Source organism: Streptomyces sp. NPDC047869, assembly GCF_040704065.1.
In the GTDB taxonomy this organism is placed as follows: Bacteria; Actinomycetota; Actinomycetes; order Streptomycetales; family Streptomycetaceae; genus Streptomyces.
In genome coordinates this window covers 211,562-223,930 of the sequence record NZ_JBEYRK010000001.1, presented here as the reverse complement: position 1 = coordinate 223,930, position 12,369 = coordinate 211,562, and the positions used below count along the sequence as shown (strand labels likewise).

Sequence of the window (12,369 nt, the reverse complement as noted above, 5' to 3'; positions counted from 1 at the left end):
GCCTCACGGGCAGCGGTCGAGGGACTGCTGTGCCCACACGGTCTTGCCGCCCGCCTGGTACCGGGTGCCCCAGTTGTCGGCCAGGGTGGCGACGATGAACAGCCCGCGCCCGGTCTCATCGGTGGTGCGGGCGTGCTTGAGGTGCGGAGCGGACATCGCGCCGTCACTGACCTCGCACGTCAGCATGCCGTTGCAGATCAGGCGCAGGCGCATCGGCGGGGCGCCGTAGCGGACCGCGTTGCCCACGAGTTCGCTGACGATCAGCTCGGTGGTGAACGCGGCCTCCCGGTCGACCCTCCAGGCCCGCAGCCGGCGCCGGGCCGCCTCCCGCGCGAACGGCGCGGCCTCGGGGCCCGCCGGCAGGTCACAGCCGAAGACCCGGTCGGCGGGCAGCGCCGCGGTCCGCGCGAGCAGCAGCAGCGCGTCCTCCGATCGCCGCCCGTCGCTGACGGCGTAGGCGATGGCGTCGCACAGCTCGGGCAGCGGCTCGTGGGCGTGCTCGTCGAACAGGGCGCGCAGCGGCGCGGACGGGGCGAGGACGTCCCGCGCCAGGATGCGGGTGCCGATCGCGAGCGTGCTCCCGGCCGTCAGGTCGACCGTGGTGGCCGGGAACGGGGCGTTGCCGGGGCCGGCGAGCAGTGGTCCCGCCGGTACGGAGACGACGGCCGGAGCGCCGCCGGGCGGCACCACGACGGGCTCCGAGAGACCCGCCCGTACGAAGGTGCAGGTCAGGTCGATCGGGTCGTAGACGGCGAGCAGGCAGCTCGCGGTCAGCGGCTCGCGGTGCAGCGGGTCACCCGTCGGCAGCGCGGCGCGTTCCGCGGCGAGGCGGGCCGCCGTGTCGCTCAGCCGGGCCATCAGTTCGTCCGGCGCCAGGTCCAGGGACGCCAGCGAGTGGATGACCGTGCGGAGCTGTCCCATCGTGGTCGCGGCGGCCATGCCGTGCCCGGCCACCTCACCGACGATCAGCGCGGTCCGCGAGCCGGCCATGCCGATCACGTCGAACCAGGCGCCGCCTCCCTCGGGAGCCGGCAGATGCAGATGGGACAGCTCCACCGTGTCCGGCAGGGCCGGCCGCTGGGGGAGCAGCCTGCGCTGCACGGTCGCGGCGATGGTCCGCTCCCGGGCGTAGCGCCGGGCGTTGTCGATGCACAGCGCGGCGTGCGCGCACACATCGGCGGCGAGGGCGACGTCCGCCTCCTCGAAGGGGTCCTCCTCCCGGTGCCGGTAGAAGCTGACCACTCCGAGCGCCTCGCCGCGCAGCGCCAGCGGGGCGACGATCAGGGAGTGGGCGCCGGACGCCCTGATGGCGTCCGCCCGCGGCGGATCGGCGGCGAGCCACAGGGTGCCCTCCTCGACCGTGAGGAGCCGGGGCCGCAGATCGGTGAGCACCCGCGAGAACGGCGTGCCGTAGGGCAGCCGCCGCACCTCGCCCACCGGATACGCCGACACCACGCCCCGGAACGCGGCCCGGCGCAGCGGCACCTCGCGGCCGACCGGGACGAGGGGCGGCGCCTCCCCCCGCACCACCTCCTCGACCACCTCGACCACGGCGATGCCCGAGAACCGCGGCACGACCGCGTCCACGAACTCCTGGCAGGCGGCGATCACGTCCAGCCGCTCGCCGACCCGGCGCCGCACCTCGTCCACCACCGACAGCCGCCACAGGGCGTGTTCGCGTTCGGTCACGTCGATGGCCGAGGCGACCAGGCCGAGGACGTCGCCGCGCACGTTCTCCAGGCGTACGTAGGACACGGAGTAGACGCTGTGCTCCCCGCCGGACGCGGCCGGCGTCACCCGCACGATCCGGTTCAGCTCCGCCCGGCCGCTGGCCAGCACCCGGCGGGCCGCCGCCTCCTCCTGCCCGGGGTCGGCCAGGCCGTACGCCCGGGAGAAGACCCGGCCCAGCAGCCGGTCCTCCGCCATGCCGCGCAGCGCGCGGGTCGCGGTGTTGACGCGGACGATGCGCAGCCGGTCGTCCAGCACGTGCAGGCCCACCGGTGACTGGGTGAACATCGCCCGCAGGATGGCGAGGTCCTGGCCGGACGCGGCCTCCGCCGCCGCGCACACGTCCCACACCAGCGTCCCGTCCGCCAGCACGGGTCTGACCAGCACGGGCCGCATCACGTCCGGCCGGGTGAGGCCGGCCGGGCCGCCGCGCAGCAGTGCCGCCACGGTCCGCCCGACGGCCTCCTCGGCGGACCAGCCGAACGTCTCCTGGGCCGCGCGGTGCCATTCGAGCACCCGTCCGGCCTCGTCAAGACGCATGAGCCGGTCTTCGCTGGGCATCGCGGCAACACCTCCGCCCCCATCCATGCCCGCGCCGCCCACCGGCCCGACCCGATCTTGGCAAGCTGCCGCCGTTCGGGGCATCCCCGGGCGCGCGGGCGGCCGCGGCAGCGGGTTGCACGCGCTCCGCGCGCGGGAGGGTGCGTTCCGGCCGGGACTGGGTAGGCTCAGCCGACATGGAGCACCAGGTCTTCGTTCCGGTTCCGGCCGACCTGCTCAGGGAGGCGCTCGCCGAGCCCGCCCGGGTCGCCCGGGCGGTCCCCGGGCTCCAGCAGGACGCCGGTGCCGAACCCGTCTCGGGACGGCTGAAGCTGCGGGTCGGCGGACACTCCGTCACCTACCGCGGGGCGCTGCGCGTCACGCCCCGCGAGGACGGCGGCTACGCCGTCGACGGCGAGGCCGGCGAGGCCCGCGGCAGCGGCACGGCCAAGGTCGCGCTCACCCTGCGCCTCGAAGGCACCGCCGACGGCACCACCGTCATGGTCGAGGGCACCGCGGAGGCGGACGGACGCATCGCCGAGATGCCGGCGGACGCGGTGAGCTCGGCGGTGACCCGGCTGCTGACCCGCTTCGTGGAGAGCCTGGCGGCGAGCCCCGACAACCCGGACCGGGCACCCGGGCCGGAGTCGGTCTTCGACACCGAGGTCCCGCCGCCCTCCCTGGACGCCGCCGCGGACGACGGCACCGCCGCCGACCGCCCGGCGGACGGCTTCGCCGACACGGGCGCGCCGCCCGCCGAGGCCGCGCACGCGCGCCGGACGATGATCGGCCGCAGCGCGGAGGAGGTCGACCACGCGCCCCCGCGCGGCCGCTACGCCCCCGTACCGGCTCCCCAGACCGGCGCCGGCCACCAGGTGCTGCGCTGGGCGGCCCCCGCGGCCGCCCTGGCCGTGGCCTCCGCGATCGTGGTGGGCCGCGCAATGCGCCGCCGGCGCTGAGGAATCCCCCCGACAGGTCGCCCTCGGTCACAGCCGTGCGACGGACGCCCTCTTGATCGCCCAAGTAGGGTCGTCATGTGAGTAACGAAGACATCACGCTGACCGCGGGCGACGCGGAAGTGAGCGTGCGGCCCGGCAACGGCGGCCGTATCGGCGGGCTGCGGATCGGCGGCGTGGAGCTGCTGCGCCAGGGCGAGCGCTACGGCTGCTTCCCGATGGTGCCCTGGTGCGGCCGGATCCGGGAGGGCCGCTTCCTGGACGGCGCCACCGTCCGCCAGATGCCCCTCAACTCCCCGCCGCACGCCATCCACGGCACCGCGCGCGACGGTGCCTGGCGCACCGCCCGGGTGTCGGCGGACGAGGCCGTCATCACGTACGACCTGACGGACCCCTGGCCGCACCGCGGCCGGGTCACCCAGGTGGTCACGCTGACCGGGGACAGCCTGACCCTGACCATGTCCGTGGAGGCGTACGACGACTCCTTCCCGGCGCAGATCGGCTGGCACCCCTGGTTCCGCCGCAGCCTCGGCGGCTCGGACGTACGGCTCGACTTCAAGCCCGCCTGGCAGGAGGAGCGCGGCGCCGACCACCTGCCCACCGGCAACCGCATCGACCCCGGGGCCGGTCCCTGGGACGACTGCTTCGGGATGCCCGGCGGCGTCGACGTCACCCTCACCTGGCCGGGGCAGCTCGAGCTGAAGGTGGCCGGCCGCGAGGAGTGGGTGGTCGTCTACGACGAGCAGGACGAGGCGGTGTGTGTCGAGCCGCAGACCGGCCCGCCCAACGGCCTCAACACCCTCCCGCGCCTGGTCACCCCGCTGGAGCCGCTGGAGGCGACGACCACCTGGACCTGGCGGCGCCTCTAAGCTGGGCGGCATGACGGACGACGTACGCGGCGCGCTGCTGCAGCAGATCAAGGACAAGGCCGTGGTGCACGGCAAGGTGACCCTCTCCTCGGGTCTCGAGGCCGACTACTACGTCGACCTGCGCCGCATCACCCTCGACGGCGAGGCCGCCCCGCTGGTCGGCCAGGCGCTCCTGGACCTGACCGCCGACCTGGAGTTCGACGCGGTGGGCGGCCTCACCATGGGCGCCGACCCGGTCGCGGCGGCCATGCTGCACGCGGCCGCCGCACGCGGCAGGCGGCTCGACGCGTTCGTCGTGCGCAAGGCGGCCAAGGCGCACGGCCTGCAGCGGCGGGTGGAGGGACCGGAGATCGCGGGCCGGCGCGTGCTCGTGGTGGAGGACACCTCCACCACCGGCGGCTCGCCGCTCACGGCCGTGGAGGCCGTGCGCGAGGCGGGTGCCGAGGTCGTCGCCGTCGCGACCATCGTCGACCGGGCCACCGGCGCCGCCGAGAAGATCGAGGCCGGTGCGGGCGTTCCGTACCGTTTCGTTTTCTCGAAGGATGAACTGGGTCTGGACTGACGCCCGGAATTGACCTGGACTTGCCCGTGGCTTGACCGGAGCCACGGGCACCGGGTCATGTCTGGAAAGATGGGCACGACGATGACGTCACACCCAAGGTCTAGGTCAGGGCCGTAGTACGCAGAAGCCAACCCGCACACTCCAAGGAGCGGACCATGCCCATCGCAACCCCCGAGGTCTACAACGAGATGCTCGACCGGGCGAAGGCAGGCAAGTTCGCCTACCCGGCCATCAACGTCACCTCGAGCCAGACCCTGAACGCCGCCCTGCGCGGCTTCGCGGAGGCGGAGAGCGACGGCATCGTCCAGATCTCCACGGGTGGTGCCGAGTTCCTGGGCGGCCAGTACCGCAAGGACATGGTGACCGGCGCCGTCGCGCTCGCCGAGTTCGCGCACATCGTCGCCGAGAAGTACCCGGTCAACATCGCGCTGCACACCGACCACTGCCCGAAGGACAAGCTCGACGGTTACGTGCGTCCGCTGCTGGCGCTGTCCCGCAAGCGCGTCGAGGCCGGCCTCAACCCGCTGTTCCAGTCGCACATGTGGGACGGCTCCGCCGAGACCCTCGCCGACAACCTGGCCATCGCGCAGGAGCTGCTGGAGGAAGCCCGCGCCGCGAAGATCATCCTCGAGGTCGAGATCACCCCGACCGGCGGCGAGGAGGACGGCGTCTCCCACGAGATCAACGACTCCCTCTACACCACGGTCGAGGACGCGATCCGCACCGCCGAGGCCCTGGGCCTGGGCGAGAAGGGCCGCTACCTGCTGGCCGCCTCCTTCGGCAACGTGCACGGCGTCTACAAGCCGGGCAACGTCGTGCTCCGCCCCGAGCTGCTGAAGGAGCTGAACGACGGCGTCGCCGCCAAGTTCGGCAAGCAGTCGCCGTTCGACTTCGTCTTCCACGGCGGCTCCGGCTCCACCGAGCAGGAGATCCTGACCGCGCTGGAGAACGGCGTCGTGAAGATGAACCTCGACACGGACACCCAGTACGCCTTCACCCGTCCGGTCGCCGACCACATGTTCAGGAACTACGACGGTGTCCTGAAGGTCGACGGCGAGGTCGGCGACAAGAAGACCTACGACCCGCGCACCTGGGGCAAGCTGGCCGAGAAGTCCATGGCCGCGCGTGTCGTCGAGGCCGCGCAGAACCTGCGCTCGGCGGGCAACAAGATCAAGTAAGTCGCGTACGGCGGCTTCGGCGGGCCCGGTGCCTCGGCACCGGGCCCGCTGTATATCTGGAACATGCCCGATGTCCGGCTGGGCTCCTCCCAGGGCAAGTGGATCCTGCTCACCACGGTGCTCGGCTCCAGCATGGCCATGCTGGACTCCACCGTGGTCAACGTGGCGCTGCCGACCATCGGCCGCGACCTCGACGCGAGCCTCGCCGCCCTGCAGTGGACGGTCAACGCGTACATGGTCACGCTGGCCGGCCTGATCCTGCTGGGCGGGTCGCTCGGCGACCGCTACGGCCGCCGCAGGATCTTCGTACTGGGCGTCGTCTGGTTCGCGGCCGCCTCCCTGCTCTGCGGCCTCTCCCCGAACCCGGTGGTGCTGATCGCCGCCCGTGCCCTGCAGGGCGTCGGCGGGGCCCTGCTCACCCCCGGCTCCCTCGCCCTCATCCAGGCCTCCTTCCACCCGGACGACCGCAGCCGGGCGGTCGGTCTGTGGTCCGGCTTCGGCGGGGTCGGCGCGGCCGTCGGCCCCTTCCTGGGCGGCTGGCTGGTGGACGGCCCCGGCTGGCGCTGGGTGTTCCTGCTCAACGTGCCGCTCGCCCTGCTGTGCGCGCCGATCGCCGTGCGGCACGTGCCGGAGTCCGCCGCCGGCCCCGGCAAGGGCCGTTTCGACGTCCTCGGCGCCGGCCTCGGGGCGCTCGCCCTGGCCCTGCTGACGTACGCCCTGATCGAGGCGGGCGGCGGCGGGCAGGGGGTCGCGGTGAGCGCGGTCCTCGGCCTGGCCGCGGCGGTGGGCTTCGTGTACGTCGAGAAGCACCGCGCGGACCCGATGCTCCCGCCCGGCATCTTCGCCTCGCGCCGGTTCACGGCGGTCAACCTGGTCACGCTGTGCGTGTACGCGGCCTTCGGCGGCTTCTTCTTCCTGACCGCGCTCCAGCTCCAGGTGGTGTCCGGCTACTCGCCCCTCCAGGCGGGCACGGCCCTGCTGCCGACCACGGTCCTGATGCTGCTGTTCTCGGCCCGCTCGGGCGCTCTGGCCGACCGCACCGGTCCGCGGCTGCCGCTCACCGTGGGGCCGCTGCTGTGCGCGGCGGCGATGCTGCTGATGCTGCGGGTGGGCGTGCACGCGGACTACGTCACCGACGTCCTGCCCGCGCTGCTCGTCATGGGCGCCGGCATGGTCACCCTGGTCGCCCCGCTGACCGCCACGGTGCTCGCCTCCGTCGACTCCGCCCGGGCGGGCCTGGCCAGCGGCATCAACAACGCGGCGGCCCGGGCGGCGGGACTGGTCGCCGTGGCCGCGCTGCCGCTGCTGACGGGGATGGGGCCGGAGGCGTACCGGTCGGCGGTGGCCTTCGACGCGGCGTTCTCCCGGGCGATGCCGATCTGCGCGGGGGTGCTGGTGCTGGGCGCGGTGCTGGCCTTCACCCTGATCCGCCGCCCGCCCGCCGGCTGCCGCCACCCGGAATGCAGGACCTTCTGCGGCGTCGCTGCTCCGCCGCTGGAGGCCGAGCGCCGGGCTTAGGGGGCGCGGGGTACGGGGAGAGCGGGTCGCGCTCCGTCCGCGGGTGCGTGGGGGCTGGTCGAGCGGTTCCCCGCGCCCCTTCTCAGGCACCCGGCGTTTGCCGGCACCCGGTACGCCTCCGCCGCGGAGCGGTACGTGCGCCAGACTGGAGTCATGACGATTCACGAGAACCTCCTCGGCGGCCCGCCCCCCACCCACCTCCCCGACGACCCGGAGCCCCGCGAACTCCTCGCGACCGGCACCGCCCCCGCGGACGTCGCCGCCAAATACCCCACCTCCTCCCTCGCCTGGGCCCAGCTCGCCGACGAGGCGTTCGAGCGGGGCGCGGTCGTGGAGTCGTACGCCTACGCCCGCACGGGCTACCACCGCGGCCTGGACGCCCTGCGCCGCAACGGGTGGAAGGGCCACGGCCCGGTGCCCTGGGAGCACGAGCCCAACCGCGGCTTCCTCCGCGCCCTGCACGGCCTCGCCCGCGCCGCCCAGGCGATCGGCGAGCAGGAGGAGTACGAGCGCTGCTCCCAGTTCCTGAAGGACTCCTCGCCCGCGGCGGCCCAGACCCTCGGCTGACCGGCCGGCCGGCCCCCGCGGCGTCACCTGTGTGGCCCGTCTGGCAGCAGGCGGGCCTTGCCGTGACAGGAGTGATTGCGGAGGATTCGGGGTGGGGACCGGGGCCCCCGTGCCGGCATCGGCAGGGGCGGACCGCCACCCGGAGCAACAACAGGAGACAGCGATGTCGCAACCGGCTCGCCCCCCTCACGAGGCCGCTGAGCCCGAGACCCCGCATCTCGACTTCGCGGGTACGACGCCCTACGAGGACTACGTCCGGGCGGACGTGCTCACCCACCTCCAGCACACCCTCTCCGACGACCCCGGAGAGATGGTCTTCCTGGTGACGACCCAGGTCATGGAGCTGTGGTTCACCGTCGTCGTGCACGAGTGGGAGACCGCCGCGAAGGCCCTCCGCCAGGACGACGTGCCGACCGCGATCGCCGCGCTGAAGCGTTCCGTACGCGAGCTGGAGGCGCTGAACGCCTCCTGGAAGCCGCTCGGCCAGCTCACCCCGGCGCAGTTCAACTCGTACCGCGGCGCCCTCGGCGAGGGCTCCGGATTCCAGTCGGCGATGTACCGCAGGCTGGAGTTCCTGCTCGGCGAGAAGTCCGCCTCGATGCTGGTCCCGCACCGCGGTGCCCCCCGCGCCCACGCGGAACTGGAGAAGGCCCTGCACGAGCCCAGCCTGTACGACGAGGTGCTGCGGCTGCTCGCCCGCCGCGGCCACGCGATCCCCGCCTCGGTCCTGAACCGGGACGTCTCCCGGCGCTACGAGCACTCGGACGCCGTCGAGTCCGCCTGGGCCGCGGTCTACTCCGGCGACCAGGACGGCGAGCTCGTGCGTCTCGGCGAGGCCCTGTCCGACGTGGCCGAGCTGGTCTGGCGCTGGCGCAACGACCACCTGGTCGCCACCCGCCGCGCGATGGGCGCGAAGGCCGGCACGGGCGGCTCCGCGGGCGTGGCCTGGCTGGAGAAGCGCGCCCGCAAGAACGTCTTCCCCGAGCTGTGGACGGCGAGGTCCCATGTCTGAGCGTCCCGGACTCGCGCTGCGCGCCAAGGAACTGGACGCGGCGGACGAGCTGGCCCCGCTGCGTGAGCGCTTCGTCCTCGACGACGTGGTCTACCTGGACGGCAACTCGCTCGGCGCCCTGCCCGTGAACGTCCCGGACCGGGTGGCGGACGTGGTCCGCAGGCAGTGGGGCGAACTGCGCATCCGCTCCTGGGAGGAGAGCGGCTGGTGGACGGCGCCGGAGCGGATCGGCGATCGGATCGCCCCGCTGGTCGGCGCGGCACCGGGCCAGATCGTGGTGGGCGACTCCACGAGCGTCAACGTCTTCAAGGCGCTCGTGGCGGCGGTACGGATGGCGGACGCCGGCCGTGACGAGCTCCTCGTCGACGCGACGACGTTCCCCACGGACGGCTACATCGCCGAGTCGGCCGCCCGGATGACCGGCCGCACCCTGCGCCCGGTGACCCCGGCGGAGCTGCCCGGCGCGCTGAGCGACCGTACGGCGGCGGTACTGCTCAACCACGTCGACTACCGCTCCGGCCGGCTGCACGACCTGCCCGGTCTCACCGCCGCGATCCACGCGTCCGGCGCCCTCGCGGTCTGGGACCTGTGCCACAGCGCGGGCGCGCTGCCGGTCGGCCTGGACGAGCACGGGGTCGACCTGGCCGTCGGCTGCACCTACAAGTACCTGAACGGCGGCCCCGGTTCGCCCGCGTACCTGTATGTGCGCCGGGAGCTGCAGGACCGCTTCGACTCGCCCCTGCCCGGCTGGACCTCCCATGCCGAGCCGTTCGCCATGAGCTCGGCCTACGCACCGGCACCGGGCGCGGTGCGCGGCCGCACCGGCACCCCGGACATCCTCTCCATGCTGGCCCTGGAGGCCGCCCTGGAGGTGTGGGACGGGGTGTCCGTCGACGCGGTCCGCGCCAAGTCCCTGGCGCTGACGGACTTCTTCCTGGAGTGCGTCACCGCGTACACCGAGCCCGGCCGGGTCGAGTGCGTGACCCCCGGGCCGCACGCGGAGCGGGGCAGCCAGATCGCCTTGCGCTGCTCCGACGCGGGCGAGGTGATGAAGCGGCTGATCGAGCGGGGCGTGGTGGGCGACTTCCGGCACCCCGACGTCCTCCGCTTCGGCTTCACCCCGCTGTACGTGGGCTTCGCGGACACGGAACGCGCGGCCCGGCTCCTGGGAGAGCTGCTGACCGGGTGACGTGACGCGGCGGCGGGGGGTGCCCCGCGCCCCCCGCCGCCGCGTGCCGACCCCGTGTCCGCCCACGTCACCCGCCTGATACCGTCCCGGCCAACGGCCGACGAAGAGTACCCGTCCGTTCCTCCTGGTACCCGCAGAGTCCGCCAATCCCATCCCACCGCCGAGAGGTTGGAGCATGCCGGACGACGCCGCAGCAGCCCGCGCCGCCGCCGAAGAGGAGTCGGCCTTCTCGCACCCCGAGGTCGAACCCGACGTGACCGCCGCCTACGGCGACCACCCCGACCAGGTGATCGACTTCTACGCCCCGCGGACCGGCACCCCCGGCGCCCCCCTGGTCGTCGTCCTGCACGGCGGAGCCTGGCGCGCCCGCTACGACCGCCGCCATGTCACCCCGTTCGCGGATCACCTGGCCCGCGCCGGCTTCGCCGTGGCCAACGTCGAGTACCGGCGCGGCGGCGAGCCCCTGATCCCGGCGCGGAACCAGGGCGCCACGCCCGGCCCCGAGGCCGCGACCCCGCCGGCCGGCCGCTGGCCCGACACCTTCGACGACGTGGCCGCCGCCCTGGACGCCCTGCCCGGCCTGGTCCGCGAGGCGCTCCCGCAGGCCGACCCGCGCCGCACCGTCCTCACCGGGCACTCGGCGGGCGGCCACCTCGCCCTGTGGGCCGCGGCCCGGCACGTCCTGCCCGCCGACGCCCCCTGGCGCACCGACGGTCCCGCCCCGCTGCGCGGCGTGGTGGCCCTCGCCCCGATCGCCGACTTCGACGTGGCGGAGAAGCTGGACGTCTGCGGCAACGCCTCCCTGCAACTCCTGGGCGGGCACGACCACTTCGCCGAGCGCCGGCCGTACGCCGATCCCGTGCTGCTGCTCCCGAACGGCATCGCCACGACGCTGGTCCAGGGCCGTGCCGACCTGGTGGTGCCGCAGCCGGTGGCCGAGTCGTACGCGGACGCCGCCGAGAAGGCGGGCGAGATGGTGGGCCTGACCCTGCTGGCGGACGTCGGGCACTTCCCGCTGATCGACCCGGCGACGGACGCCTGCGCGGTGGTGGCCGAGGAGATCGCCCAACTCGCCTGGTGAACCGCCCCGGTCATACCCGTAGTACCTGAGGGCTACCCCGCGGGACAGCTCCCCGGTGGGACGCCGGCGACGCCCTCCGACTTCTAACTTCCCATTTCGGCAAGCCCGATGTCCGGGCTCCGCGAAGGGAAGCCACCATGGGGCAAGCGTCGCCACCCGCCACCGGTCCGCACCCGCCGTCGCCCCGCCGGGGCCGGCGGCGGCCGGGGCGGTTCCGGAACTGGCGCCAGGCGCTGCTCACCGCCGTCACGGCCGTCGCCCTGACCGCCGCAGCGCACTCCACGATCCCCGCCCCGCCCCCGGCCGGCCAGGCCCCGCCCACCGCTGCCACCCTGCGATCGGCCTACGCGGCGAACCGCGCCAACGCCGCCGAGGCCGCCGCCATGGCCGCGGCCCACGGCGACGTGCGCCGGGCCGCCGCCGACCGGGCCCTCGCCACCCGGGACCTCCTCGCCTTCGACGGCCGGGGCCCGGGCCAGGCCACCGAGGTCCTCGGTGAGCTGCGCCGGGCCGACCGCATCGCCGTCCTGGTACCCGGCTCCGACACCTCGATCGACACCTACGCCCGCTTCCACCGGGCGGCGGCCGCCTTGTACGACGACCTCACGCACCGCGCTCCCGCCGGCACCCGCGTGGCCGTGGTCGCCTGGCTCGGCTACCGGACTCCCGGCACGGTCAGCACCACGGTGACCACCACGGCCAGGGCCGACGAAGCGGCGCCCCGGCTGCGCGCCCTCACCGGGCGGTTGCGCGCCCTGGCCCCCGCCCGTACCCGCATCTCCCTGCTCTGCCACTCCTACGGCTCCGTCGTCTGCGGCCGGGCCGCGCACGGCCTGGACGTCGGAGACATCGTCCTGGTCGGCAGCCCCGGCACGGGCGCCGGCACCGTCGCCGGGCTGCGCACCCACGCCCGGGTGTGGGCGGCGCGCGGCGGCGGCGACTGGGTCGCCCATGTGCCGCACGTACGGGCCGGCCTGCTGGTCACCACCGTCGGCTTCGGCACCGACCCGGTCTCCCGGGCCTTCGGCGCCCGGGTCTTCGACGCCGCGGACGCCGATCACAGCGGCTACTTCACCCCGGGCTCGGCCGCTCTCGCCAACCTGGCCCGGATCACCCTCGGCGAGACCTCGGAGGTGACCCGTGCCTGAGCCCGCTCCCGGTCCCCGTCG

The 12,369-nt window shown here is 74.4% G+C and carries 11 protein-coding genes; 10 read left to right on the top strand and 1 reads right to left on the bottom strand.

The window, feature by feature from the left end:
* Positions 1–3: 3 nt before the first annotated feature.
* Entirely contained in the window at positions 4–2,289 is a 2,286-nt protein-coding gene (locus AB0924_RS01045) for a SpoIIE family protein phosphatase (RefSeq protein ID WP_358933071.1), read from the bottom strand.
* A 176-nt stretch (positions 2,290–2,465) separates the two neighbouring features.
* On the opposite strand from AB0924_RS01045, the gene AB0924_RS01040 reads away from it, so the two are divergent.
* The 10 genes from AB0924_RS01040 (at position 2,466) to AB0924_RS00995 (ending at position 12,348) form a co-directional block, all read left to right on the top strand.
* The gene (locus AB0924_RS01040; protein ID WP_366910370.1) at positions 2,466–3,227 is read left to right on the top strand and encodes an SRPBCC domain-containing protein; all 762 of its coding nucleotides are present in this window, start codon (positions 2,466–2,468) and stop codon (positions 3,225–3,227) included.
* Between the two features lie 77 nt (positions 3,228–3,304).
* Positions 3,305–4,093, top strand: coding sequence for an aldose 1-epimerase (locus tag AB0924_RS01035; protein ID WP_366910369.1), 789 nt, complete (start codon positions 3,305–3,307; stop codon positions 4,091–4,093).
* 10 nt (positions 4,094–4,103) lie between these two features.
* Positions 4,104–4,655 (top strand): orotate phosphoribosyltransferase, encoded by a 552-nt coding sequence (gene pyrE, locus AB0924_RS01030; RefSeq protein WP_366910368.1) that lies wholly within the window; start codon positions 4,104–4,106, stop codon positions 4,653–4,655.
* Positions 4,656–4,810: 155 nt separating this feature from the next.
* The gene (fbaA, locus tag AB0924_RS01025) at positions 4,811–5,833 is read left to right on the top strand and encodes a class II fructose-bisphosphate aldolase (protein WP_358933063.1); all 1,023 of its coding nucleotides are present in this window, start codon (positions 4,811–4,813) and stop codon (positions 5,831–5,833) included.
* Positions 5,834–5,896: 63 nt separating this feature from the next.
* Positions 5,897–7,351: an MFS transporter gene (locus AB0924_RS01020; RefSeq protein ID WP_366910367.1), complete on the top strand. Its 1,455-nt coding sequence runs from the start codon at positions 5,897–5,899 to the stop codon at positions 7,349–7,351.
* 153 nt (positions 7,352–7,504) lie between these two features.
* Positions 7,505–7,918 carry a DUF3151 domain-containing protein gene (locus tag AB0924_RS01015; RefSeq protein ID WP_351667482.1) on the top strand — a complete coding sequence of 138 codons (414 nt, stop codon included), beginning with the start codon at positions 7,505–7,507 and terminating at the stop codon, positions 7,916–7,918.
* A gap of 163 nt (positions 7,919–8,081) precedes the next feature.
* Positions 8,082–8,930: a tryptophan 2,3-dioxygenase family protein gene (locus AB0924_RS01010; RefSeq protein WP_366910366.1), complete on the top strand. Its 849-nt coding sequence runs from the start codon at positions 8,082–8,084 to the stop codon at positions 8,928–8,930.
* Positions 8,923–10,119: a kynureninase gene (gene kynU, locus AB0924_RS01005; RefSeq protein ID WP_366910365.1), complete on the top strand. Its 1,197-nt coding sequence runs from the start codon at positions 8,923–8,925 to the stop codon at positions 10,117–10,119. Before AB0924_RS01010 ends, kynU begins: the two co-directional genes overlap by 8 nt.
* Before the next feature lie 175 nt (positions 10,120–10,294).
* Positions 10,295–11,200 carry an alpha/beta hydrolase gene (locus AB0924_RS01000; protein WP_366910364.1) on the top strand — a complete coding sequence of 302 codons (906 nt, stop codon included), beginning with the start codon at positions 10,295–10,297 and terminating at the stop codon, positions 11,198–11,200.
* 137 nt (positions 11,201–11,337) lie between these two features.
* Positions 11,338–12,348, top strand: a complete 1,011-nt coding sequence (locus AB0924_RS00995) for an alpha/beta hydrolase (protein WP_358933052.1) — start codon at positions 11,338–11,340, stop codon at positions 12,346–12,348.
* The last annotated feature ends 21 nt before the right edge of the window (positions 12,349–12,369 follow it).